Genomic DNA, 25,314 nt, shown 5'->3' with positions numbered 1-25,314 from the left:
TGGCTACGACGCTACGACGTCCACGCACAGGACGTCTGGGGCCCTCCATGCTAGGCGCAGCGCCTTATCCATCGCCTCCGCTGAACGGATGAAGCAGGCCGGCCGAGGGCGGTCGGTCGTTCGAACGATGGCAGGGCGCAGGCAGTATCAGTGGACGATGTGTAGCGCCCGCAATTGGTTCGTTCGAACGCCATCCACTGGCGTGGCAAGTTCATCCCTTCGACGGTCGCTTGAAGTCGCTGTACTGCTCCAGCATGGGAACCACAACGCCCGAAGCAGGTGATCACCGGCCGGGATGGATAGGTTCGTAGGAGCGAAATAGATGAGCGGCAAAGTCATTGTGGCAGGCGTGGGCATGATCCCCTTCAGCAAACCCGGAGCCAGCCCGAGCTACACCGACATGGGCGCCGAGGCGGTACGCCTGGCACTGCGCGATGCCGGCATTGGCTACGACAAGGTACAGATGGCTTTCGCCGGCTATGTCTACGGCGACTCCACCTGCGGCCAGACGGCCCTGTATGAGGTAGGGCGCAGCGCCATCCCGATCGTCAACGTAAACAACAACTGCTCCACCGGCTCCACTGCGCTGTATCTGGCTCGCGCTGCGGTTGCCAGTGGTCAGGTGGAGTGCGCCCTGGCCGTGGGTTTTGAGCAAATGCAGGCCGGTGCTTTGAAATCTCACTGGGATGACCGCCCACGGACCCGCGCCAGTGTGGTGCATGTCATGGAAGACCTGACTGCGGACGTCGCCGAGCTGCCGCAGGCCTTGCGCACTTTTGGCGGTGCCGGCCGCGAGCACATGCAGAAGTATGGTACGCGCATGGAAACCTTCGCCGCCATCCGCGCCAAGGCCAGCCGCCACGCCGCCAACAACCCGCTGGCGCTGTTCAAGAACGTGGTCAGCACCGAAGAGGTGATGAACGACAAACTCATGTGGCCCGGGGTAATGACGCGGTTGATGGCGTGCCCGCCGACCTGCGGTGCGGCGGCCGCGATCGTGTGCAGCGAAGCCTTCGCCAGAAAGCATGGCCTGCGCACGGATGTCGCGATCCTTGCTCAGGCCATGAGCACCGACCCAGTGGCGTCTTTCGAGCCACCTTCATTGATTGCCTATGCCGGCTTCCACATGGCCCAGGCTGCCGCCGCTCAGGTTTACGAAGCGGCCGCTATCGGCCCGCAAGACTTGCAAGTAGTCGAGCTGCACGACTGCTTCGCCCACAACGAACTGCTGACCTATGAAGCCCTGGGCTTGTGCCCGGTGGGTGAGGGCGAGCGCTTTGTCCTCGATGGCGACAACACCTACGGCGGGCAAGTGGTCACCAACCCCTCCGGTGGCTTGCTTTCCAAGGGGCATCCGTTGGGCGCCACTGGCCTGGCGCAGTGCTACGAGCTGACGCATCAACTGCGCGGCAGTGCCGACCGACGCCAGGTGGAGGGCGTGAACATCGCCCTGCAACACAACCTCGGCCTGGGCGGCGCCTGTGTGGTGACGCTTTACGGCCGCAACTGAACCCCTGCGCGCCCTCGATGGGCGCGCCAGACAACAAGAGGAGTCATGAAACATGGCAGACAAGAGTCTGATCGGAAGGCAGACGGCGCAAGGTAGCGTCGAAGTGGAAAAGGGCAAGCTGAAGTTCTTCGCCAAAGCCATCGGCGAAACCAATCCGCTGTACAGCGACCTGGCCGCGGCCAAAGACGAAGGTCACCAGTCGCTGCCGATTCCGCCGACCTTCCTGATGCCTTTGCTCAGCGAACTGCGCGGCGACATCCAGGGGTTGATGAGCGTACTGGAGTGGGACCTGGGCAAAATCCTGCATGCCGAGCAGTCCTTTGTGTACCACCAGATGGTCTATGCCGGCGATGTCCTGACTGCAGAGACTCATATCGTCGATGTGTATGAAAAGAAGGGTGGCGCCCTGCAGTTCGTAGTGCAGGAAACCAAGGTCACCAACCAGCACGGTGAGCATGTCGCCGACGTGCGCAACTCGCTCGTACACCGCAGCTAAGGAGAACCGCCATGACCGTTCCGAACTACAACGACATCACCGTTGGCGCGCAGATCCCTGAGCTGAAGCTGCCGGCCATCAACCGCACCACTCTGGCGCTGTACGCCGGCGCTTCCGGTGACCACAACCCGATTCACATCGACATCGACTTCGCCCGCAAAGCGCGTCAACCCGATGTGTTCGCCCACGGCATGCTCTCGGCTGCCTACCTGGGCCGTCTGCTGACCAACTGGGTGCCGCAGGCACAACTGCGGGAAATGTCGGTGCGTTTTACCGGGATCACCCAACTGGGTCATGTGCCTACTTGCACCGGTACCGTCACCGAGAAGTTCGAGGCCAATGGCGAGAAGCGTGTACGTCTGGCCATTCGCTGCGCCAACCAGTACGGCGAAGACAAGCTGGTCGGTGAGGCCGTTGTCGCCCTCGCCTGATTGCACTCCCATTTTCCAGATTGCAGGAACAGAACAATGAAAAAGCTTGAAGGCAAAGTCGCCCTGGTCACTGGCTCCGGTCGCGGTATTGGTCGTGAAGTCGCGCTGCAACTGTCCGCCCTTGGCGCCAAGCTGGTGGTCAATGATCTGGACGCCGCGCCGGCAGAAGAGGTGGTGGCCGAGATCCGTGCCGCAGGCGGCGACGCTGTTGCTTGTGTCGGTAGCGTGACCGCCGCGGACTTCGCCGACCGTTTCGTGCAGACCGCAGTCAAGCACTACGGCGCCATCGATATCATCGTCAACAACGCCGGTTACACCTGGGACAACGTGATCCAGAAAATGACCGACGAGCAGTGGTACGCGATCATTGACTGCCACCTCACCGCACCGTTCCGTATCCTGCGCGCCGCCTACCCGGTGATCAGCGCCGCCGCCAAGGCCGAGGCAGCCGAGGGCAAGGAAGTGTTCCGCAAGGTGGTGAATATTTCTTCCGGCTCTGCTGGCGGTAACGTCGGCCAGATCAACTACTCCTCGGCCAAGGCCGGCATCCTGGGCCTGACCAAAACCCTGGCTAAAGAGTGGGGCCGCCTCAAAGTCAACGTCAACGCAGTCGCTTACGGTCATATCGAGACGCGCCTGACTGTGCCGTTCGCCGGTGCTGAAAGCGCCACAGTGAACATCGAAGGCCGTGAAATCAAGGTCGGTATCAGTCAGCAACTGGTGGAAAAAGCCAAGGCCGGGATTCCCCTGGGCCGTCCGGGCACGCCAGTGGAGGCCGCAGGCTCGGTGGTCATGCTGTGTCTGCCGGAATCCAACTACCTGTCCGGGCAGACCCTGTTCTGCGGCGGTGGACCAGGTTCGAACTTCTAAGGCGTTGTCCGGTTACGGCAGCCGCCTGGCGGCTGCCCTCCTGAGAATTTGAGGTGTTGAGCATGCTGGAAAACTACCGTTCCCCCTGGTTGACCGAGGACCTTGAGTCGTTCAAGGACATGGTCGAACGTTTTGCCCGGGAATTCATCGAGCCTTATGAACTGAAATGGCGCGAGCAGCACTATGCCGATCGTAGCGCCTGGCTCAAGGCCGGTGAGTTGGGGCTGATCCTGCCAGACTTTCCTGAAGAGTACGGCGGTGCGGGCGGACATGCCGGGCATTACATTTGCGTGCTGCAGACCATGGCCGCCAACGGTGGCGGCCTGGGCACCGGCCTGAGCCATATCGTCGCCAAGTACATCCTTGATTCCGGCACCGAGGCGCAGAAACTGCAGTGGTTGCCTAGGATCGGTACCGGCGAAGTCATCTGCGCCATCGCCATGACCGAGCCGGGGGCCGGTTCCGACCTGAAGTCGGTGCGTACGCGTGCAGTGAAGAAGGGCGACAAGTATGTGATCAACGGCGCCAAGACCTTTATTTCCAACGGTCAGACCTGCGACATGGTCCTCGTTGTGGCCAAGACCGACAGCGGTGAAGGTGCCAAGGGTATTTCCCTGTTCATGGTTGACACGCGCTCTGCGGGCTTTCGCCGTGGCAAATGCCTGGACAAGATCGGCATGCATGCCCAGGACACCTCGGAGATGTTCTTCGATGACGTAGAGGTCTCTGAAGACTGTCTCCTCGGCGGTGTCGAGGGGCGTGGTTTCTATACGTTGATGAACCAGCTGGCTTATGAGCGTGCGCAGATCGGCATTGCCGCTGTTGCGGTCATGGAGCGGGCCCTGCGCCTGACCCTGGAGTACACCAAGGATCGCAAAGCGTTTGGCCAACCGGTGATCGAGTTCCAGAACAGCCGCTTCGTGCTGGCGGATGCCAAGGCCACGGTGCTGGCGTCCAAGACCTTCGCCGACCTGATCGCCCAGCGCTGGGTTGACGGCAGCCTGGACACCACCCTGGCGTCCATGGGCAAGTTCTGGCTCACCGAGCGTCAGGGCGAAGTGCTCGACCGCTGCCTGCAGTTGTTCGGCGGCTACGGCTACATGAGCGAATACCCCATCGGCCGCATGTGGGCCGATGCCCGGGTGGCGCGGATCTATGGCGGTTCGAACGAAATCCAGCGCGAGGTGGTGGCCCGCTCACTCTAGGGCCCCGGGGCGGTCGGTAGGCACCGGCTGCCTCCGCCTGGACGGCGTCCGTACGCCGCCCGGGCGGAACCGTGCACAAAAGCTGCGAGGCGAGCACTGCGTTCGCCGGTCCTTGAACAAGAACAAGTACAAAGGAGATTCGCATGTATATCACTCAAGGCCTGCACCGCCATCTACAGGCCAGGCCCCATGCGACCGCGATTCGCTATCTGGGCCGCGGCATTACCTACGCCGAATTCGGCGACCGCGTTGCCCGACTTGCCGGGGCGTTGAAGAAACTGGGGGTGAACAGCGGTGACCGGGTGGCGATGCTCTCGAGCAACTCGCTGCGTTACATCGAGTACTACCAGGCCGTGCCGTGGGCCGATGCCGTGGTCAATCCGGTGAACTACCGCTGGAGTGCCGCCGAGATCATTTATTCGCTGGACGACTCGCAGACCAGCGTATTGCTGGTGGACGACAATTACAAAGATTTGGCCCAGCGCATCGTGGCTGAGTCGAAGACTGTGCGCGTGCTGATCTATGCCGGTGATGGTGACGCGCCCGAAGGCACGCTGTCCTACGAGCAATTGATTGCCGACAACGAACCGGTGGAAGACGCCCGTCGTGGCGGCGATGCCCTGCTCGGTATCTTCTATACCGGGGGTACCACCGGCTTTCCGAAAGGGGTGATGCTCAGCCACAACAATGTCGCCTTCTCTTCGTTGGCGTCGCAGCAGCTTGGGCGTTGCACTGCTAGCACCCGCTTTCTGCACTCGATGCCGATGTTTCATCTGGCAGATTTTGCCGCGATGGTGTCGTTGTTCAGCAGTGGTGGTACCCACGTGGTGTTGCCGGCGTTCTCACCGCAGGCGGTGCTGGAGGCCATCCACAATGAAAAAATCGATGAGATTCTCCTTGCCCCGACCATGATCCAGATGTTGCTGGATTGGCGGGAGGCCACCCCCGTTGCCCAGGACTATGACCTCAGTTCGCTGGCGCGTGTGGGCTATGGTGCTTCGCCCATCCCCCCAGCGTTGCTGGAACGTGCTTGCACGATGTTCCCCAAAGCCGGATTTGTCCAGGGTTATGGCATGACCGAGCTGGCGCCGGTGGCCACTTGCCTGACAGCGGAGTACCACACGCCAGAGCACCACATAAGCGGCAAGATGTACTCGGCCGGCAAGCCTTATGCCTGCGTTGAAGTGCGCATCGTCGATGGGCAGGATCGCGAGGTACCTCGCGGCACCGTGGGCGAAATCGTAGTACGCGGGCCGAATGTCATGCTCGGCTACTGGAACAAGCCTGAGGCCACCGCCGAAGCCCTGCGTGGCGGCTGGATGCACACGGGGGATGGCGGCTACATGGACGAGGACGGCTTCCTCTACGTCTGCGACCGTCTCAAGGACATGATCGTCAGCGGCGGTGAGAACGTGTATTCCGCTGAAGTCGAGACCGCCATCGCCAGCCATCCGGCGGTGGCTATAAGTGCAGTCATCGGCATCCCCAGTGATCGCTGGGGCGAAACGGTGCATGCGGTGGTGATCCTCAAGCCCGGGCACGTCGCGTGTGCCGACGGGATCGTCGCCCACTGCCGTGAGCGCATCGCCGGCTACAAAGTACCGCGCAGCGTCGAGTTCCGCGATGCCTTACCCCTGTCCAACGTGGGCAAAGTGCTCAAGACCGAGCTACGCAAACCGTTCTGGGAGGGACGCCGGCGCGGCATTTCCTGACCGGCCACGGGCGGCCTGGCCGCCCGTCACACCCTGATTGACGACGCAGTCGGTGCCTCCGGCAGGGAGCCCTGTTGCCCGGCGTGAACACCCAACTCTTGCGGAGCTCGACCCATGAGCTATTTCGTATCACGTAGCGGCTTACCGCTGCAGCTGCTTGCCCTGTCTATCGCCGCCGCCAGCAGCGTCCCGGCCCATGCTGCCAAGTTTCAGATTGGCGAACTTGAAGGGCAGTTCGATTCCTCGTTGTCTATCGGCTCGAGCTGGGCCGTGCGCGGCGCGGACCCGGACTTTATCTCCAACTTCAACTCGCAGAACGCGCGCGGCAATTCGTCCTCACGCACCAGCGACGACGGCCGCCTGAACTTCAAGAAGGGCGAAACCTTCTCGAAGATCTTCAAGGGTATCCATGACCTTGAGCTCAAGTACGCCGACAGCGGCCTCTTTCTGCGCGGTAAATACTGGTATGACTTCGAGCTGAAGGATGAACACCGCGCCTTCTACGATATCGACGACAGCGGCAGGCAACGCGAGGCGAAGGCCTCCGGCGCGCAGTTCCTCGATGCCTTCATCTACCACAACTATCAACTGGCCGATTTGCCGGGCAACATCCGCCTGGGTAAACAGGTGGTCAGCTGGGGCGAGAGCACCTTCATCGGCAACTCGATCAACAGCATCAACCCAGTGGATGTGGCGGCGCTGCGCCGGCCGGGGTCGGAGGTCAAGGAAGGACTGGTCCCGGTGAACATGTTCTATGTCTCGCAAGGGCTGTCGGAAAACCTCAACCTGGAATCCTTCTATCAGATCGAATGGAAACCCTCGGTACTGGATAACTGCGGTACCTTCTTCGGCAATGATGTGACCCCGGAAGGCTGCACTGACCGCGCCCAGATTGCCGGCCTGGACCTGGCTCCCGGGATTGCCAACAACACTGGCAACAATCTACAAACTATTCTCGGCTCCAGTGTCAACGCTGGCGGCACGCTCATCGCCAACCCGTTCAGCGGCAGTGACGATGCCTATGTACCGCGGACCAAAACCAAGGATGCTCGCGACAGCGGCCAGTACGGCTTTGCCCTGCGCTGGTTTGTGCCGGAACTGAGCGATACCGAGTTCAGTGTCTACTACCTCAACTATCACAGCCGCAACCCCAACCTGGACTTCACCCGCGCCACCACCACCGCGCCGACCGGGGCTGGCCTCGGGGCCACGGCCGGTTCGCTCAATGCGGTGCGCTCGGCCAGCTACCACGTGGTTTACCCCGAAGATATCCGCCTTTATGGCCTGAGCTTCTCCACCAACCTGCAGGGCACGGCGATTGGCGGCGAAGTCAGTTATCGGCCGAACATGCCGCTGCAGCTCAACGGTGCCGACCTCAACCTGGCCGCTGTGGGCAATCCGACCTCACCGTTGTTCGTCTCTGGCTGGGCACCGAACAGCGCCGGCACGGCGTTGCAGGGCTACAAGCGCATGCCGGTGTTGCAGGCGCAGCTCAGCGCCACGCAGTTCTTCGATCAGGTCCTGGCTGCCAGCCGCCTGACCCTGGTAGGGGAGGTGGGCTACAACCGCATCAATGGCCTGGGTGATAGCGATGGCAGCGACCTGCGCTTCGGCCGCAGCACCATTTTTGGCGCAGGTCAGCTGGCCACCGATGCTGGCCGGGCAACCTGCGCCGGGACACTCAACCCGGTACCGGGGCAACCGGCGAACGTGTTGCAGCCGAGCAACCCGCAGCAGGAGTGCAACAGCCATGGCTTTTACACCACTGACTCCTGGGGTTACCGCCTGCGTGCGCGCCTGGATTATCCGAACGTGATCGCTGGCATCAACCTGGCGCCGAATCTGGCCTGGTCCCATGACGTGGACGGCAACGGCCCGAACTTCGAGGAAGGCCTGAAGGCCGTGAGCGTCGGCCTGGATGCTGACTTCATGAGCAGCTACACCGCCAGCCTCAGTTACACGGACTTCTTTGGCGGGCATTTCAACACCAACGGTGACCGCGACTACGTTGCGCTCAGTTTTGGCTGGAACTTCTGACGGCAAACAGCAGAGGAACGACAAATGAAACACGTACTGATCCGTACCGGCGCGTTAGCGCTGACCTTGCTGGCGACCAGCGTACTGGCCGCCGTTTCTCCCCAGGAAGCTGAGCAACTGGGTACCACCTTGACGCCGTTGGGTGGCGAAAAGGCCGGCAATGCCGATGGGAGCATTCCGGCCTGGACCGGCGGGCTCAAACCGGGGGCTGCGCCAGTAGACGCCAACGGTTTCCTCAGTAACCCGTTCAAAGACGAAAAGCCCCTGTTCGTCATCACGGCAGCGACTGCCGAGCAGTACAAAGACAAACTATCGGCTGGGCAGTTGGCACTGTTCAAGCGCTATGCCACTACCTACCGCATCCCGGTGTACCCGAGTCATCGTACCGCCTGGGCGCCTCAGGCCGTCTACGACGCGGCGCGCAAGAGCGCAGTCACCACCGAGAGCCTGAACGGTGGCAACGACCTGAAGAACTTCGAGCAATCGCGGGTGTATGCCTTCCCGATTCCGAAAACCGGCATCGAGGTGGTGTGGAATCACATGACCCGCTATCGCGGCACCAACTTCACCCGTAAACACGTCCAGGTCGTGCCCCAGGTCAATGGTGCGTTCACGCCGGTGGAAATGACGGATGACGCAGGTTTCCCGCAATACATGGCCGATGCTGATGCCAAGAGCACCAGCAATATTCTCTTCTACTACAAACAGGCGGTGACCGCGCCCTCGCGCCTGGCCGGTTCGGTGACGCTGGTGCATGAGACTGTTGATCAGGTCAAAGAACCGCGGATGGCCTGGTCCTACAACGCGGGCCAGCGCCGTGTACGTCGTGCGCCACAAGTCGCCTATGACGGGCCGGGAACCGCTGCCGACGGCTTGCGTACCGCCGACAACGGCGACATGTACAACGGTGCGCCAGACCGCTACGAGTGGAAGCTGATCGGCAAGAAGGAAATGTACATTCCTTACAACGAGTACCAGCTGCAATCGCCGTCGCTCAAGTATGCCGACATCGTCAAACCCGGCCACATCAACCCCGACTACACCCGCTACGAGCTACACCGGGTCTGGGAAGTGGTCGCCACGCTGCGCCCTGGCCAGCGCCATATCTATGCCAAGCGTCACATGTACTTCGACGAGGACACCTGGGCGCTGGTAGGCGTTGACCACTACGACAGCCGTGGCCAGCTGTGGCGGGTTGCCGAGGGGCATAACTACAACGACTACGTGCACGGCATCAATACCTGGTCCGCTGTGACCCTTTATGACCTGGTTGCGGGCCGCTACCTGGCAATGAATCTGGTCAATGAAACCCGGCACGCCATCACGTACGACCAGCCCCTGACATTGAACGACTTCACCCCGGCTGCCTTGCGCAATGCCGGTGTGCGCTAACCCACCCTATAGGAGTACAACGATGTCTCAGAAACCTTACGTCGCCGGTGTTGGCATGATTCCCTTCGTCAAGCCAGGCACCAGCGGCACCTTCATCGAAATGGGCGCCCAGGCCACCCGCCTGGCGCTGCAGGACGCCGGGCTGGATTACGCGCTGGTGCAACAGGCTTACGTCGGTTATGTCTATGGCGACTCCACCTGCGGTCAGGCGGCGCTCTATGAAGTCGGGATGTCCGGCATCCCGGTGCTCAACGTCAACAACAACTGCGCCACCGGTTCCAGTGCACTGTTCCTGGCCCGCCAGGCGGTGGAGAGTGGGGCTGTGGAATGCGCCCTGGCGCTGGGCTTCGAACAGATGCAGCCTGGTGCCCTGAAAGGCCACTGGGACGACCGCCCACGGGCCACCACACACATGACTCAAGGCGTGATCGATGAGCTCACCGCCGATGTCGCCGGCATTCCTGGTGCATTGCAGATGTTCGGCGGTGCCGGTCGTGAACATATGCAAAAGTACGGAACGAAGATGGAGACCTTTGCCGCCATCCGCGCAAAGGCAAGCAGGCATGCCGCCAACAATCCCCTGGCCATGTTCCGCAAAGTGCTTACCACCGAAGATGTAATGAACGATCAGGTGATCTGGCCAGGCGTGATGACCCGCCTGATGGCCTGCCCGCCGACCTGTGGTGCCGCAGCGGCGATTATCTGCAGCGAAGCATTCGCCCGTCGGCATGGCCTGCGCACAGATGTGGTAATCCTCGCGCAGGCGATGAGCACCGATCGCCCGGTGGCGCATGAAGCCCGCTCGATGATCGAAGTCGTCGGTTTCGACATGGCCCAGCGCGCCGCCAAGTCGGTTTACGACCAAGCCGGGGTCGACCCGCGAGATATCCGTGTAGCCGAGATGCACGACTGCTTCGCGCATAACGAACTGCTGACGTATGAAGCCCTGGGTTTCTGCGATGTCGGTACCGCCGAACGCTTTGTGCTCGATGGTGATAACAGTTACGGAGGCCAGGTGGTTACCAACCCTTCAGGTGGCCTGCTTTCCAAAGGTCACCCATTGGGCGCTACGGGGCTCGCCCAGTGCTATGAACTGACCCGGCAACTGCGAGGCACTGCGGCTGCAACCCAGGTGGAAGGGGTGAACCTAGCGCTGCAACACAACCTCGGACTGGGTGGCGCTTGTGTGGTCACGCTGTACGGGCGAGCCTGATGTATTAGTGTAGGCGTTCGTTGAGCAAAGCGGTGTTGCGCTTGTGCAAGTAGAAGCTCGGGATGCTCTCGGGCTTGTACTTGCGCAAGCGACTGGCCAGGGTCATCAGCCAGGTTGAGGTGAGGGCGATCAACTCGCCAGCGAAGAGTTGTACCGGATCTACAAAGTGCCTTATAAAGCGCTTCCAGCGCTCTGGCGTCGTGTTCCATGTGGACGACAATATATTCGATGTGCACAGCCAGCTCTGGTGTTCTCAACTCAAACAGCAGGGCTGCAGAACTTCAAGGTGACCTTTCATCTTTTCGAACTCCAGGCGGATACTTCTTAAAAGAGGCAATAGCCACGGTACACCGGTAATTTCCGAGGGGTCGTAGCCACGGCCGAACTCGCTGCCACCGACACCGAACTGTTCCACTGAAAGGAGCGCCTAACCAAAGGATATCTGTGCTGTGACGGCCAGATACAGGTTCAAACCGTCCATCAAACCGCTCAGGTCCTGCAAGCGCTGGGCATCGACCTGCAACTTGGTAAAGTCCGTTTCGCCGCCTTCGCGTGACGGGTTCTGCCGGCTTTCGTTGCTGGCGCCCAGGTGCACGGCCCGTAACTGTCCTTTAGCTGCCAAGTTAAACAGCCAGCTTAGGCAGCAGAAGTCGACGGAGCCGCTCTGAACCCAGGGCGCTTATGAAGTCTGGATTTAATAGCTGTTGCCCAAGAATGTCGGCGGAGTGCTTGTGCATTCCCCCGACACTCGCTTTGTAAAACCTTACGCCGGGCTTAGAAATGCCACTCCATATGGAGCGTCGGGGCATGGGTATTAACTCCGGGTTTGTGCATTGCACCGTACTTATGGTGCCACCACTCATACCCAGGGCCGGCCCAGAACGTATTCCTGGTACCAAACACCAGCTGGCCGACATCGACCATCAATGCACCGCGTACCAGGCTTTCCTCTCCGGTGTCGTCGTCGAAGTAATCTTTGCCCTTCGCGGTTTTGTAACTGGCGAACCCATGAAATTTGAGCGGTACTTCGCCCATTTGGAAGGGGTATCCCCACGCCAGGTGCACCACATAGTAGGGGTCGAACTCGATATTCTCGGTTTTACATGCGGGCAAGCCGCAGTGATTCCATTCCATGGAGTACAACAGGCTCAGATCCAGATAACCGGGTACATCGAATTTAAGCGTGGGGCCTACGAGCAGTTGGCGTTTGCGGGTGGAGAAGTCGTTGTTCTTGTAGTTCAGTTCGACACCGCCGGTCAGTGCGATGTCCTTGATCGGGCCATAGCGCAGCGAGCGATCGAACACCTTGCTCAGGAACAGTTGGTGGCGATAGACCATGTACGCTTCGACAGCACCTGAGTCACTGTCTTTCTTTGGATCATTGCTGTCGGACTTCAGCACGTCGAGGTTGAAGAAGTTCATGCCCCATTCATTACCGCTGGAATGGCCGAGCTGGTAGATCTCCTTCTGGATTTTCTTGTCCACTGGCGGCTCGCTGTAATGCTCGCCGTAGCGAAAGCCAACGAAGGTGTCGCTCCATTGTGCGGCGTTGGCGGCAACGGCAGTGCTGCTCAGGGTAAATGCGGTCAGTACCTTGCAAATGCATTCTTGTAATTGTTTTGCGTTCATCTAGGTGCGTTTCCGGTTGCGTGCCGCCGACGCGGGGATTGCGCGTAGGCGGCGTGGGGGAAAGGGCGGTCGAGTGCCGCGCGGGGGTCACTTCATGGTTGGCATGACAAAGTCGGCACCGGTGCGAATACCACTCATCCAGCGCGAGGTGATGGTCTTGAGGCGGGTGTAGAAGCGCACGCCTTCAAGTCCGTGCATGTGGTGATCACCGAACAGCGAGTTCTTCCAGCCGCCGAAGCTGTGGAAGGCCATCGGTACCGGGATCGGCACGTTGATCCCGACCATGCCGACCTGGATCTCGTGCCCGAACATGCGCGCCGAGTCGCCATCACGGGTGAAGATCGCGGTGCCGTTGGCGTACTGATGTGCATTGATCAGGGCCACCGCCTCCTGATAGCTCTGAACCCTTACCACCCCGAGCACAGGGCCAAAAATCTCTTCTTGGTAGATGCGCATGTGAGCGGTAACGTTGTCGAACAGACTGCCGCCGAGGTAGAAACCATTCTCGTAGCCGGGTTGCTGCATGCGAAAATCGCGGCCGTCCACCACCAGTGCCGCCCCTTCCTCAACACCGATATCGACATAGCTGCGCACACGCTCGAGGTGCTCGCGGCTAATCAACGGCCCCATCTCTGCTTGCGGGTCGGTACCCGGGCCGATCTGCAGGGCACGCACGCGCGGTGCGAGGCGCTCGATCAAGGCGTCGGCGGTCGCATCGCCCACAGCGACGGCAATCGATATTGCCATGCAGCGTTCACCGGCGGCGCCATAGGCTGCGCCCATCAGGGCGTCTACGGCCTTGTCGAGGTCGGCGTCAGGCATCACCACCATATGGTTTTTCGCGCCGCCAAGGGCCTGCACGCGCTTGCCGTTGGCGGCGCCAGTGGCATAGATGTACCGGGCGATAGGGGTGGAGCCGACGAAACTGACAGCTTGCACGTCCGGGTGCGCCAGGATGGCCTCGACCGCCTCCTTGTCGCCGTTGACCACGTTGAATACGCCGTCGGGCAAACCGGCCTCGGACAGCAGTTCGGCAAGCAGTAACGCCGCTGACGGATCGCGCTCGGACGGTTTGAGGACGAAGGTGTTACCGCAGGCCAAGGCCACCGGAAACATCCACAAGGCAACCATCGCCGGGAAGTTGAACGGGGTAATCCCGGCGACTACGCCAAGTGCCTGGCGCATGGCGTGAGAGTCAATGTGGCTACCGATATTTTCGGTCACTTCGCCCTTGAGCAGGTGCGGGGCGCCGCAGGCGAACTCCACCACCTCGATGCCCCGCACCACCTCGCCCATGGCATCGGAATGTACCTTGCCATGTTCGGCGCTGATCAACGTCGCGAGTCGCTCGGTATTATTTTCCAGCAGTTCCTTGAAACGGCTCAGTACCCGCGCGCGACGCAATGGTGTGGTAGCCGACCAGGCCGGGAAGGCAGCCTTGGCGGCGGCAATGGCGCGGTTCAGCTCCTCGGCGCTGGCCAGTGCAACCTGGGCGCTCAGTTGGCCGGTGGCAGGGTTGCGCACATCGCTGAAGCGACCACTGCCGCTCTCGCTGCGCTGGCCATTGATGTAATGCTGCAAGGTAATCATGGGTTTTCTCCAGGCGAACAGCCCCGATCCGACAGCTCGAATGTCGGGTGGTGAGGTTGTGATTTAACGGGTGGATGATCAGGAGGTGGCGGATTGCGCCGGTTTCAAGGGTGTTTCTGGCTTATCGAGTGGAACTTCGGCATGCGGCATGAAGCACATGATCAGCATGCCAGCGGCGAAGAATCCGGCGCATACCAGCAGCCCGAGTGCCAGGCTGTAGTGGCTGGCTATGCCGCTGAGCAGCAGTGGCGCGAAGGCAGCGAGGCCGCGGCCGAAGTTGAAGCAGAAGCCGGCACCTAGGGTGCGTATACGCACCGGGTAAAGGGCACTGAAATAGGAGGCGAAAAGGCTGGCAAAGGCATAGAAGAAGGCATACACCGGGCCCAGCCAGAACAGCACCTGGTTGTCAGTGGTCAGTGCGTAAATCGCGAGCATCACTGAGCTGCCCAAAAGCGACAGTAGCGTGGCATTGCGCTTGCCGATGCGATCAGCGAACAGGCCGAAGGCGTTGATACCGATGAAGGCGCCAATGTTCAGGATGCTGTTGCCATCCGCCTTTGGTTGGCCATGGCCGACCCCTCGCCGATCAGTGCTCCTGCCCCCATAAGCTCCAGGATAAACTCCGCGCCGTCTTCCTGAAAAATCTCGACCTGTACTCGTCCGCGAACCACAAAGTAGAACGTCGAACCTGTATCACCTTGACGATAGATCGTAGAGCCTTTGGAGAGCTCTCGCTTCCGCCCTAGGTGCTCTGCCGCCAGGAAGGCCCTGGCGGCTTGTTCATCCATGTACCAAGTTTCTGTGGCAGCCCCAACGCAAGTTCTCATGTGCGGCACCTCTTTGGTGATAAATGCATGACTCGCTGCTCCAAAGCAGTACGTCGTTGAGTCAAAAATTCACAAATGCATTTGTGGATTGCGAAATCCGTACGATCAAAGCAATTTCTGTGCCTGGATCTCCGTGCCAGGCAACTGTGGTTTTTGGAGGCTTTTTCTTTAGGCCGCACCTGCACATTAAGTGAGCGGCTGATTGGCCTGTTATGCAGGATGTTGATGGGCCCTGCGACCTGGGCAAACCCCTGCCTTTGCGCCGAGAGTGCGTCTGGGGAATGAAGGCAGGGGGGGAGTGGGCAGAGTTAGCGAGTTTGAGCACTCAGGCTGGCACTCACAGCCATATAGGATTTATCGCAAGCGCAGCTAACCTAGGCATGCTTCGTATCGCCGTATACAGATCTCACACGCGCTAATCTCTTAGATTCTAAGTCGAGCAGATGCTCGCTGCCCACGGGCATGAACGATTAAATCTGGAGAGATGAGTATGAGCAAAAGTGAACGTCTACGTTTGCCTGAGAATGATCCGACCTTCGGCAGTAACAAGATCTTCGATGTCTTTCAGTATTCGCCCGCGGTGAAGGCTGGCGGGCTGGTATTCATCGCTGGCCAGGTGGGTATCTATTCTGACGGCACCATCCCTGATAGCGCCGAAGAACAGATCGATCTTGCCTTCAAGCGCCTGGGCGCGATCTTGGAACACCAAGGTCTCGGCTTCGAGGATTTGGTTGAGTTGGTGTCGTACCACGTTCGAATTGACGATCAGCTCACACAATTCAGAGAGATCAAGGAGCGTTACATCACGCGAGATTTCCCGGCCTGGACAATTTTGGGTGTGGCCTCGCTGGCTCGTTCGAACCTGCTCATCGAAATCAAAGCTGTGGCCGCCGCTAAATAGCAACCACTCAAGAGAGCACTGGAGATGTCCAAAAGGCCGCGATGTGTCGAAACCTGGTACCTCGACGATAGAGCCATCGGGCCTCTGCTGAGGGCCCTGCATCTCGGAAGACGGCGGATATGCAGGAAGGGTGAGTATCTGTATCGCCAGGGTGAGGTAGATCATTATTTCTACCTCATCCTCCGTGGGCACATCTTGATTTCTTCGGTACGTGAGGACGGCAGTGAGTTCACCCTTGAGATGATGGGGCCTCGCGCCGTCTGCGGGGAAGCTGCAGCTTTCGATGGAAAGCCGTGTTTCACATCTGCCATCGCGCTCGAGGAAGTGGAAGTGGTGATTTTTCGAGCGGACGAAATGAGTGCCGCTTTCGCAGAGCACCCGGACATCGCTGTTGCGTTACTCCGAATCACCGCGATGAAGCAGCGGATAATCGCGGTACGGGCTCAGTATCTCGCCTCGTTGAAGCCGGAAGCGCGAATTACCGAGCTGCTCCATCGCTTAGCCGAGCAGTACGGGCAGCGCGATGGTAATACGAGAGAAATTGGAATTTCTCTCACACACAAGCAAATTGCAGCGTTGACGGGGACTACGCGGGTCACTGTCACGCGGGTTCTCAAACGGCTTCGTGAAAATGGGGAAGTCACCATCCAAGGCCGTTGCATCCTCGTTAAGGACATGGAACAGCTTATGCCGGGAGCACGCAGTCGGTCGCCACACATCACCCAATAAGGGCGTGTGTTGAGCTGCCGGAGTTGTGCTGCTGTCCCGGGGCGGTCGGAGCAACGGGGTTGCTCCACTGCTTCCAGGCCAATGCCCTTGCTTACCCCGAGAAAGATGTCCAGAAATTAGGCTATCCCTGTTTCAACGACGATCGACAGCAGCGAGCCATGCGCAGCGTTCGACTGTGTCAGGGCACGATGCTAGCCGCTGTCTGTTCAATGCCTCTCGAGGTCTATGCCAAGAGCTATTTCGAGACCATATACTCGACCTCGGAGGGAGATGGCTTGATGCTCTACTGCGTTCAGATGGATCTGTTCGCCGACCCAGCGATGACGATTTGATCCTGACAGCCCAAGAGGCTGATGATCTGCGGGCACTTGTAATAGAGTTACAGGCAGCGGGTAAGCATCCTAGGCTCAGTGGCGTGTTCAAACGATCCTGGAAGAAACCTGGAGCAATGATGAACCGTGGCCAACACTCTCATCAGGATCGAAGCCTGGGCTGGATTGATCTGATGCCATTTTCAGCGGGCGGATCGCTCGAATGTTCTTAGCAGTCAAGGCACTGGAAAGTAGGGCTGCGTTTGCTGGGCCTGCGAGGCCTGGGGTTCGTGAGGCTTGCGAGCAGTGATGGAATGGATGCCGTTTTCCAAGCCTGGCACACCCCCGTCGCATTCCAGGCCTTCAATTTCTGAGCGAAGGTCGTGGATAAGGTCTGCCGCACTCTTGGATTAGGGTGAGAGTCAGCAGAGTCAAGGGGCTCAGCTCAAGCCGTTGGCTCACTTGTTCGAGCTTGTCCAGCGTGAGGCTTGATCGAGCGCCTTCCAATTTGGACAGGAACGTCCGACTCGTATCACCAAAGTCGCGCTGCGAGAGGTTGCGCTTGCAGCGAAGCGCCCGAAGGACAATGGCGAATGATGATTTCAGTGACATGATTGGCTCCTTCGAATATGCCTTTAACCAGTGATCTTTATGATGCAACCGCCGCTCCCCCAGAGCTACGCGACTAACTAGGCAAGGTTGCTGGAGGATGCGCGTCACTACGTCGGAGTACTGTTGATGCATACTGTCTACCTCGTAATGGGGGAGGAGTTGACGGCCTCCCGCGAGAAAATTGCCACATTGGTCTTGATGTGGACGGGCATGAAGAGTGAGCTTCGGCAAGCTGAGGCGGAGCTGAGTGAGGCACGGCGGCAACTTGATGTGAGCTGCACAGCACGATCGTAATCCTCTCACCCTTGCTGCCATCCTGTAATGGCTTTATGACTTCACTCCGGTTACGCTCATTCGCTGCAGGGAAGAGGCGCATTGAGCTAAAGCCGTTTAGGCACCGCACGGCAAATCGTTGCAGGGCGATGTAATACCTACCTCGTGCTTCTCCGCTCTATGCATTCGACTCAAAACGAGGAAGGAACCCATGTCGTTTAGCGACTATCTGAAAGGCCCAGCCCATCGACAGCGGGCTGAAGCTCTTGAAGCACAGCTTGCGGAGCTTCAGGTAAAGCATTCGCAGCTGCAGGAACTAGTTACTAAGATCGGCGCCATGGACGTAGTCAATATCCAGCAGCTGATTGCGCAAGAGCAAGCCAGGCTCTCGGGTGTACGCGAGGAGACCCAATGTGCTCAAAGGGAATTGGCTGCCCTCGCACTGCGCTCCACTGATCTGCAGGGTCAGATACTCGTCTGGGAAGAGACGTTGCTCCTGGAAAGCTTTGCCCTCTACGAGCCTAAGTTCAAGCTAACCAGCAGCCAGGAGTACAAGGCTCGACTGGATCACGTCCGTGATCGTCAGAAAGTCCTGATCAAGAATGGGCAGGCGGCCACCGGCAACATGAACTGGACGGTGAACAACAGCCAGGCCCAAGGCCGTAAGCTGGTCAACGACATGATCAAGCTGGTGATTCGCTCGTTCAACAACGAAGCTGATGCCTGCGTGGCTAACGTGAAATTTGACAACGTCGAGCTCGGCGAGAAGCGAATCCTCAAATCATTTGAAGCTTGCAATCGGCTTGGCAAGATCATGAGCGTAGAGATATCTGGCATCTACCTCGATCTCAAGCTTGATGAGCTTCACCTTGCTCATGAATTCCAGATCAAGAAGCAAGAAGAAAAGGAAGAGGCAAAACGGGCCCGGGAAGAGCTGCGAGAGCAGCAGAAGCTCGAGCAAGAGATTCGCGCGGCGCGGGAGAAAATCGCCAAGGAGCGGAAGCACTTCACGACTGCTATGCGTGATCTTCAGACTCGCCTTGAGCAGGTGCAATCTGATGAGGAGCGTACAGCGCTGCTGGTGAAGCTGGCCGAAGTTGAGGCTGGCCGAGCCGAGCTGGAGAGCGAAGAAAAGCTCATTGATTACCGCGAGCAGAACGCCAAAGCCGGGTATGTGTATGTGATCTCGAACCTGGGGGCTTTCGGAGAGGGCATCTACAAGATTGGCATGACTCGCCGCTTGGAACCCATGGATCGAGTAGACGAGCTGGGTGATGCATCGGTGCCATTCTGGTTCGACGTGCATGCAATGGTGTTCTCGAACAATGCTCCCGCGTTGGAAGCAAAGCTCCACGATCACTTCGCTTCTGGTCGCCTCAACAAGGTCAACGGGCGCAAAGAATTCTTCCGCGCTGACATTGCTGAGATCGAGAGAATCATTCGGGAAAATTATGATGCTGTCGTAGAGGTCACCCATGAGGCGCCGGCAGAGCAGTACCGTGAAAGCCTTCGTATGGAATTGCCTAAGACGGCTATTCAGCAAGAAGAGCGCGTGGCCGCGCACGGCTAACGAGACAGGGACGGGATACCGTGATCTATCAATGCAATCATTGCCATCGCTCGACCTTTGAGACCTATTGTTCCCGATGCGGGGCTTCAGAGCAGGCAACACAGCCTCAGCATACTCAGCAAGGTATGACGCCGCTTGATCCATCCTTCTACCCCGATTTCCAGTACCAGTCGAAAGGGTTCTTGAAGGACATCTGGGGGAAGAAAAAGGAGCAGGCCCAGCTGAGCGACCTGCTGAATAGCGTTCTCAGAAAATACGCAGAGCTAAAGCAGCCGTATTTCACTAACTTCATTCACACCACCCGCAATCCTGTAGGTGGGGGCGGTGATGAAGCAGCGGTTCCTGGTGCACGGATGAATGGCGTTTACGCCGAACGAGAGCTTTTCAGGGAGGTGCTGATTCGCAGGGGCTTTGACGAGCTTGAACAGCTACCTACCTTGCTAGATAAATTACTGCTCACGACTGCATTCAACTCTGTGTACGCTGGCTTCTCTCGAGAGGTCAGCCGCCACATCCGATCCGACCTGGCCAGCTCGCTGAGGTCTTGGATCGAGGAAGCCGGAACCACATTCAGGGCTGACCTAGCGCTGTTTTACTTCTACTTGTGGGAAAGCGACGCTTCGTTCCCGGGACTGCAGTTCAACCCTCAGGCTGCCACCACAACCGGCGTTCCGTTGCTTCCCCTTCAGACATTCCAGTCAGGATTAGGTCTGTGCGAAGAAATCTACTTCGACATCCTGGTTGAGCGTTTGGGGAGCCAGCTCGAGCACTTCAATCCAAATCGCTTCATCACCATGTACCTGGTCGACGCGATGGACGGCTTCCAGTTCGAAGCGTTCTTGGTGGAAATTTTCCAGACCATTGGATACGACGTCCGAGAGACACAGAAGACGGCTGACCAAGGTGCGGATCTGTTCGTGAGCCGATTCGGTAAGACGATGGTGATCCAGGCCAAGAACTACAGCGGTTCTGTCGGCAATGCTGCTGTGCAGCAGGCGATTTCGGCTAAGGCCTTCTACGGTTGTGATGAGGCGATGGTTGTCACCAATTCCTACTTCACCAAGTCAGCCAAGGAGCTGGCAGCTACGGCGGCGGTGCGACTGGTCGACCGTGCAGGGTTTCAGACTTACCTCGATGACTACAACCAGAAGCTCATTGAGGTGTTCCAGGCCGAATTCGAGGCAGAAGGGGCTTAGGCAGGCAGCATCGTACATCAGGCCGTTTAGGTGACAACATATAGGCAGCCGTCTTCGACGATTAAGCTGGATGAACCTACCGGGCGGAAGCGCTATCTCACTAATCCACTGCGTGGGCTGGCGCGTCAGACCTCATTAGAGAACGGGACAGGGGCGCATAGTGCAAAGCTTTAACTACATATCTTTGGGGAGTCGAGAGTTTCTTGCGGGGCAGGTCAATGAGATCACAATGGGGCGGGGGCGCATGTTCGAATACACGCCAACCGATATCGAGAAGCGGCTTGAGAACCTAGATTCTACAGCGATAGCCTTTCTTGAAAAATTGCCGACTTTCTTGTGTAGCGAGATCATGCAAGCACGAGACGGTGTCTCGATGCTAATCAAATTCGGTCGAATTTCCCACACCACTTCCGGGGCGAAGGAAGTCTCTACCAATTTCGAGACAGTGATTGATTTCGGGGAGATAGAGTTCGACGACATCAAGTCAGCCCAGATGGTGTTCGGCGCCGATCGATTCCAGCTTCACCGCACCCACTGGGCTATCCGTGAAGGTGACTCGCAGGTGGTGCTGCGTAGACTGGTCGAAATTAAGCCGGCCTTTGTTGATCTTGTTGAGACGCCTGAACCGCTCAATGCCGATGATGCAGTTGTTCAACCTCCGCCCCGTGACAAAAAGATCCTTGGTGTAGCTGATAGTGTGGAGACTTTCCTTAAGCTCCTCTACGGCTCACCTGGAAAAGAGTTGACCGAAACTTTCTTCCGAGGTCATAGCGATGATCGCTATGAGCTGACGCCGTCACTGCTGCGCAAATGGGAAAACGGTGACTGGCAATTCATGCCAAGCGAGGATCGACTCTGCAAGGAGCTACTCATAGCGCATCATGACGAGTTTCAGGTAGATCAGTATTGCTTTGACCGCCTTGTGCGCATGCAACACTACGGTTTACCTACGAGACTGCTAGACATCTCTAGCAATCCATTGGTGGCGCTCTTCTTCGCCTGCTCCGGCAGGGCTGAACAATCGGAGCTTGACGGCGAGGTCATCGTTTTCAACGTCGAGTCGGATTTAGTGAAATACTTTGACTCGGACACCGTTAGTTGTCTTTCAAATCTGTCCAACCTTACGTATGCACAAAAGAATGATATCGATCTTAGCCTCGATAAGGATGCATTTAATAAAACGGACGTCGCAGCAAAGCTACTCCACCATATCAAGTCGGAGAAAGGCTTTTTCGAGGGGCGGATTGTCCCGGATGACCTAGGCTCTATCATCTGCGCGAAGGCAAAACGCACTAATACTCGCATTCGATCGCAGTCCGGTGCATTCCTGCTTTTTGGGCACGAGGCTGCGCTTCCAGATGCCGGCCAGGATGGCATTGAAATCACTCGCGTCACAATTCAGAACAAGGCACAAATCCTCGAACAGCTCGACCGAATCAACATCAACGCCACAACGGTCTATCCGAGCATCGAACAAACCGCTGTTCATTTGCGAGATCAGCATAAATCGTCAAAACCTGGCGACAAGGAGGTTGTAGCGGTGACCAACAACATTGCATGAATCTGAAATGATGGCTGGCATCAGATCGAGCTATATGTAGCTGCTACGAACAGTTTCGGGAAGAGAGATTTCCCCTTTGCGTCGTTAGCAGCCGTTCTCGACAGGTCGCTTCACATCCAAAACCGAAGTTCAGTCTCAACCTCTGGTCAAAGGTATTCGGTAACACCGGAGTGACAGCTGGCTTGGATCGTTCATCCCGAGCGGCTACTCGCCCTGCATGCATGCGTCGAGTGAGAAGATCAGGCAAGGCGCCCTATATCGAAGCAGATGCCTGATCGACAGGTTACTACTAAGCGTGCACTTCATGCGCGCTATTTAGTCAAGCTAGTGTAGGTTGAACCGATAATATTATTGTCGAACTTTCGACTAGCCAAAACTGCCGAGTCGGTGATTGATCTGATACGTTCAACTGTTTACGTAAAGAGGTTGGTTTCTAGCAGCGCTTTCTGCTCTTGCCGCGTTGAGCTTTTTTGAAGCGACGACAAAGCCGGCGAATTGGTGCTCGCCGGGTCAGAAGGTAGTCAGTCACGGAGCAGTCAATCCGGATTTATGCATCCTTAGGTGTTAGTTCGAGGATCTCCAGCTTCGATCCTGCCAGCGAGAAGTCGGCACTTTGATAGTGAGGCACAACGCCGCAAAACTCTGTAGCTCCCTCCAAGACAAAGCCATCGCCGAAAATTATCGGCGGGCGTTTGGGCAGCCGGTTGAGAGTCAACGCTAAGGTTTTCTGCTCCATGATCCATTTGTTGTTTTCGATCAGTGCAGGAATAGAGGTGCGGAAATACTCCGGCCCCTGGATAGCATTGATTTGAGCGGCAAAATGCGCATGGCTGCGCTCGAAGAATTCGCTCTGTCGCTTCTTCCAAAAAGGCACTAAGTCGAAAATCAGGTCATCGCTATAGGACAGGGCACCGGATTTCGAGCGGCTGGCGAGCTCTGTCACCGCATTATGAATCAGAGCAGCCTCGGGACTGATTGCAGCCATCGCGCGCATTTGGGCTGCGGCCGAAACAGCCCCGTCACCGTACCTACGATTCTTCAAAGCATCCTCTACTCGCCGGCAGCTTTCTTTAAGCATCTGCGGCGGCATATTGAGGAGCAGGGTGCAGAGGCCTGCGGCGAGCGATACTCCGTGAACGGCCTCGCTCTGCTTCGCAGCGGCAGAAATTGCGTTGATGATGGAGTGGTACTCTGGCACTGTCGAATTCTGAAGGAATTTCAAGGCCGCATGCTCGGCGTCGCGACGTGCATTCTTTGGTAGCTTTTCGCCCAGGAATAGGGGTAAGACATCCCGCTGCTCCTGGTAGGTTGCGCAGGTCTCGAGCATGCTGCCGAGGTAAATAGGCGATTTGAAGAGCACACGCTTGCGCTGAAGGTCACGACTGTCAAAGAAGCATAGCGAGATATGCTCGATTGGCTCGTGGAAGTTCGGTTGACTCAGGCTGAACCCCACCTGCCACGGATATTGCACAGCAGGATCAGCGTGATCATACGGCTGAACGAAATGATCCAGCTTCAAGTCCTGCTTCAAGGGCCTGATGGCAGCATTCGTGTCGCTGGGGTCAGCAATCAGTCGAAAAATATTTTGAAGGGTTCTCAGGCCTCTAATGGAGCAGTTCATGTCTACCCAGTGCCGCATCTCGTGCGCTAGCGGAGCAAGCACTTTTTCGGCGCCATCAACGAGCAGCAGCCCGGCGTTCCAATCGGGATTGAAGACCGCATTCACAAGATTTACGACGTCGGGCTTTTCGGCTCGCTTCAGCGTGATGGTCTGTGTGAAGTGCTCATAATACGCAAGAGTGCTATTGCTGCGGTTGATACCGGGCATTTGACGAGTCCGTAGGCCAATGCAGAGGAAAAGTGGCTGTATTTTAACCGAAGCCGGGTGTAGTCCGAAGACGCAGCACAAGGGCCCATATCATTTTGGCGGAGGTTCTGCTACGAGACGTGGTTTGAAGGAAGGCAAGAGAGCTATCGCGCTACCCCCGCAGGGCCTTTAGCTTTCACTTCCAAGTTGGAAGATGCCGACTGAATGGTACTGCCTGGCCTGACAATCGGGCGTGAGGTACACCTAGAAGATTTTCAGGCATCTCCCTCTTGCTCACGGTCAGTACAGCCGGCTGCCCTGGCTCACCCTTCCAGCTTCCTGATGAGCCCACCAAACTGCTGAGCCGGCTCTACATAGCGAAGGGCTGATTTCATATCGCTCCAACCCACATACTCCATGAGCGTTTTGATGTCCCAGCCTGAACTCGCTGCCCACGTGGCAAAACCACGTCGGATCGAGTGCGCGCTGTAGATCTCGGACGGCAAGCCACATCGATCCAGGATGTCGCGAAGGAGAGGGATTAGGCTATGGGCCGCAAGCGGGCGATCGCTGATGTTGCCCCATTGGTCTATACCCCTGAACACACCGCCGCGGGTTAGGCCGGCAGCTTCGATCCAGTTGAGATACGCCTCCACGGGGCAGAGTTTGCTCAACGAAGGTGTCTTGTACTCCCGCCCGATGTTCTGCCGGTCTCCTTTGCTCGACCCCAGGTAGAACCTAATCCCGACGTACCGCTCCGCATGCGTGTTCTCGATCGTGAGCCTAGCCAGTTCGTCTCCGCGGAAACCCCTCCAGAAACCGATTGTGAGCAGAGCGATATCACGAGTCGCTTTGAGCAGGGTAGCCATATTGCCCGCGGCTCTTGCCTGAGCAACCTCATCTTCGAGGTGGGCTACCGCTTTTTCGAGATGTAGCAAGGCAAGAGGGGCAGCTTGCCTCTGCTGTACGGGATGTAGAGCCCGGATGCCTTTCAGCAACTGCCTGACCTTAGGGGCTTTAGTCGGGTCGGGGAAGCCGTTGCTTTGATGCCAATTGGCGAGTGCAGCCAGGCGCTGCTTGAGCGTGCTCAGCGCCAGCTGGTCAGCGTACTCAGCGATGTACCGCACCACTGACTCGGTGGTGGTTGGCAGAAAGCCGCCCCAGGTCACCTCGTAGTGGGTGAGGGCAGCCGCATAGCTCTTCGACGTGTTCTCTCGGACGCTCGCCTCTAAGTATTTATCTGCCTTGCTGGCCACATCAACCACGCCAATCCTCCATTTTGAGCTCCGGTGGCTCTCATTCGCGGCTTGTACCGCTTGCTGGGCCATTTTACTCCCGGTTTGGGGTATGGCAAGCCATAATCCTCGATTATATCTTGCCAATAAATGTGGGATTTTAACCTTAAAAAAGTGATAAAGTGGCACGTAATTACATGAAACGTA

24 protein-coding genes are annotated in these 25,314 nt (G+C 57.9%); 14 read left to right on the top strand and 10 right to left on the bottom strand.

What is annotated here, in order from left to right:
- The first annotated feature begins 322 nt into the window (after nt 1-322).
- From ACVWSC_RS13965 to ACVWSC_RS13925, 9 genes are all read left to right on the top strand, one after another.
- Entirely contained in the window at nt 323-1,510 is a 1,188-nt protein-coding gene (locus ACVWSC_RS13965; protein ID WP_442114174.1) for a lipid-transfer protein, read from the top strand.
- A 52-nt stretch (nt 1,511-1,562) separates the two neighbouring features.
- Entirely contained in the window at nt 1,563-2,006 is a 444-nt protein-coding gene (locus ACVWSC_RS13960; RefSeq protein WP_442114173.1) for a MaoC family dehydratase N-terminal domain-containing protein, read from the top strand.
- Between the two features lie 11 nt (nt 2,007-2,017).
- Nucleotides 2,018-2,437 (top strand): MaoC family dehydratase, encoded by a 420-nt coding sequence (locus tag ACVWSC_RS13955; RefSeq protein ID WP_442114172.1) that lies wholly within the window; start codon nt 2,018-2,020, stop codon nt 2,435-2,437.
- A 36-nt stretch (nt 2,438-2,473) separates the two neighbouring features.
- Nucleotides 2,474-3,307 carry an SDR family NAD(P)-dependent oxidoreductase gene (locus ACVWSC_RS13950; RefSeq protein ID WP_442114171.1) on the top strand — a complete coding sequence of 278 codons (834 nt, stop codon included), beginning with the start codon at nt 2,474-2,476 and terminating at the stop codon, nt 3,305-3,307.
- A 62-nt stretch (nt 3,308-3,369) separates the two neighbouring features.
- Nucleotides 3,370-4,512: an acyl-CoA dehydrogenase family protein gene (locus ACVWSC_RS13945; RefSeq protein WP_442114170.1), complete on the top strand. Its 1,143-nt coding sequence runs from the start codon at nt 3,370-3,372 to the stop codon at nt 4,510-4,512.
- Nucleotides 4,513-4,655: 143 nt separating this feature from the next.
- Nucleotides 4,656-6,224 (top strand): long-chain-fatty-acid--CoA ligase, encoded by a 1,569-nt coding sequence (locus ACVWSC_RS13940; RefSeq protein WP_442114169.1) that lies wholly within the window; start codon nt 4,656-4,658, stop codon nt 6,222-6,224.
- Nucleotides 6,225-6,338: 114 nt separating this feature from the next.
- Complete coding sequence (locus ACVWSC_RS13935; protein WP_442114168.1) at nt 6,339-8,261, top strand: DUF1302 domain-containing protein; 1,923 nt, start codon at nt 6,339-6,341, stop codon at nt 8,259-8,261.
- 24 nt (nt 8,262-8,285) lie between these two features.
- On the top strand, nt 8,286-9,653 hold the full coding sequence (locus tag ACVWSC_RS13930; RefSeq protein WP_442114167.1) for a DUF1329 domain-containing protein: 1,368 nt from the start codon (nt 8,286-8,288) through the stop codon (nt 9,651-9,653).
- 22 nt (nt 9,654-9,675) lie between these two features.
- Nucleotides 9,676-10,866 (top strand): lipid-transfer protein, encoded by a 1,191-nt coding sequence (locus ACVWSC_RS13925; RefSeq protein WP_442114166.1) that lies wholly within the window; start codon nt 9,676-9,678, stop codon nt 10,864-10,866.
- 4 nt (nt 10,867-10,870) lie between these two features.
- Here ACVWSC_RS13925 and ACVWSC_RS13920 read toward each other — a convergent pair whose 3' ends face one another.
- The 7 genes from ACVWSC_RS13920 to ACVWSC_RS13890 form a co-directional block, all read right to left on the bottom strand.
- Nucleotides 10,871-11,086, bottom strand: coding sequence for a hypothetical protein (locus tag ACVWSC_RS13920; protein ID WP_476461739.1), 216 nt, complete (start codon nt 11,084-11,086; stop codon nt 10,871-10,873).
- Between the two features lie 33 nt (nt 11,087-11,119).
- Nucleotides 11,120-11,281 carry a hypothetical protein gene (locus tag ACVWSC_RS13915; RefSeq protein WP_442114164.1) on the bottom strand — a complete coding sequence of 54 codons (162 nt, stop codon included), beginning with the start codon at nt 11,279-11,281 and terminating at the stop codon, nt 11,120-11,122.
- Between the two features lie 12 nt (nt 11,282-11,293).
- The gene (locus tag ACVWSC_RS13910; protein WP_442114163.1) at nt 11,294-11,488 is read right to left on the bottom strand and encodes a hypothetical protein; all 195 of its coding nucleotides are present in this window, start codon (nt 11,486-11,488) and stop codon (nt 11,294-11,296) included.
- A 152-nt stretch (nt 11,489-11,640) separates the two neighbouring features.
- Nucleotides 11,641-12,495: a hypothetical protein gene (locus tag ACVWSC_RS13905; protein WP_442114162.1), complete on the bottom strand. Its 855-nt coding sequence runs from the start codon at nt 12,493-12,495 to the stop codon at nt 11,641-11,643.
- Nucleotides 12,496-12,582: 87 nt separating this feature from the next.
- Nucleotides 12,583-14,085 carry a CoA-acylating methylmalonate-semialdehyde dehydrogenase gene (locus tag ACVWSC_RS13900; protein WP_442114161.1) on the bottom strand — a complete coding sequence of 501 codons (1,503 nt, stop codon included), beginning with the start codon at nt 14,083-14,085 and terminating at the stop codon, nt 12,583-12,585.
- Nucleotides 14,086-14,163: 78 nt separating this feature from the next.
- The gene (locus tag ACVWSC_RS13895; RefSeq protein WP_442114301.1) at nt 14,164-14,568 is read right to left on the bottom strand and encodes an MFS transporter; all 405 of its coding nucleotides are present in this window, start codon (nt 14,566-14,568) and stop codon (nt 14,164-14,166) included.
- A 50-nt stretch (nt 14,569-14,618) separates the two neighbouring features.
- Complete coding sequence (locus tag ACVWSC_RS13890; RefSeq protein WP_442114160.1) at nt 14,619-14,873, bottom strand: cyclic nucleotide-binding domain-containing protein; 255 nt, start codon at nt 14,871-14,873, stop codon at nt 14,619-14,621.
- 529 nt (nt 14,874-15,402) lie between these two features.
- Between ACVWSC_RS13890 and ACVWSC_RS13885 the strand changes: the two genes are divergently transcribed.
- Both ACVWSC_RS13885 and ACVWSC_RS13880 read left to right on the top strand, forming a co-directional pair.
- Nucleotides 15,403-15,813 carry a RidA family protein gene (locus ACVWSC_RS13885; RefSeq protein WP_442114159.1) on the top strand — a complete coding sequence of 137 codons (411 nt, stop codon included), beginning with the start codon at nt 15,403-15,405 and terminating at the stop codon, nt 15,811-15,813.
- Nucleotides 15,814-15,837: 24 nt separating this feature from the next.
- Nucleotides 15,838-16,542: a Crp/Fnr family transcriptional regulator gene (locus tag ACVWSC_RS13880; RefSeq protein ID WP_442114158.1), complete on the top strand. Its 705-nt coding sequence runs from the start codon at nt 15,838-15,840 to the stop codon at nt 16,540-16,542.
- 674 nt (nt 16,543-17,216) lie between these two features.
- On the opposite strand, the gene ACVWSC_RS13875 is transcribed toward ACVWSC_RS13880, so the two are convergent.
- The gene (locus ACVWSC_RS13875; RefSeq protein WP_476461738.1) at nt 17,217-17,465 is read right to left on the bottom strand and encodes a helix-turn-helix domain-containing protein; all 249 of its coding nucleotides are present in this window, start codon (nt 17,463-17,465) and stop codon (nt 17,217-17,219) included.
- Between the two features lie 484 nt (nt 17,466-17,949).
- On the opposite strand from ACVWSC_RS13875, the gene ACVWSC_RS13870 reads away from it, so the two are divergent.
- From ACVWSC_RS13870 to ACVWSC_RS13860, 3 genes are all read left to right on the top strand, one after another.
- Nucleotides 17,950-19,308 carry an SNIPE associated domain-containing protein gene (locus ACVWSC_RS13870; RefSeq protein ID WP_442114157.1) on the top strand — a complete coding sequence of 453 codons (1,359 nt, stop codon included), beginning with the start codon at nt 17,950-17,952 and terminating at the stop codon, nt 19,306-19,308.
- 20 nt (nt 19,309-19,328) lie between these two features.
- The gene (locus ACVWSC_RS13865) at nt 19,329-20,504 is read left to right on the top strand and encodes a restriction endonuclease (protein ID WP_442114156.1); all 1,176 of its coding nucleotides are present in this window, start codon (nt 19,329-19,331) and stop codon (nt 20,502-20,504) included.
- Between the two features lie 160 nt (nt 20,505-20,664).
- On the top strand, nt 20,665-22,065 hold the full coding sequence (locus ACVWSC_RS13860; RefSeq protein WP_442114155.1) for an FRG domain-containing protein: 1,401 nt from the start codon (nt 20,665-20,667) through the stop codon (nt 22,063-22,065).
- Nucleotides 22,066-22,612: 547 nt separating this feature from the next.
- On the opposite strand, the gene ACVWSC_RS13855 is transcribed toward ACVWSC_RS13860, so the two are convergent.
- Together ACVWSC_RS13855 and ACVWSC_RS13850 are read right to left on the bottom strand one after the other, a co-directional pair.
- Nucleotides 22,613-23,893 (bottom strand): hypothetical protein, encoded by a 1,281-nt coding sequence (locus tag ACVWSC_RS13855; RefSeq protein WP_442114154.1) that lies wholly within the window; start codon nt 23,891-23,893, stop codon nt 22,613-22,615.
- A gap of 302 nt (nt 23,894-24,195) precedes the next feature.
- On the bottom strand, nt 24,196-25,137 hold the full coding sequence (locus tag ACVWSC_RS13850; protein WP_442114153.1) for a tyrosine-type recombinase/integrase: 942 nt from the start codon (nt 25,135-25,137) through the stop codon (nt 24,196-24,198).
- Nucleotides 25,138-25,314: the final 177 nt, after the last annotated feature.

It is taken from the genome of Pseudomonas sp. NUPR-002 (genome assembly GCF_056322725.1).
The sequence above is the reverse complement of the archived record's forward strand: the minus strand, read 5'-3'. Positions and strand labels throughout refer to the sequence as shown.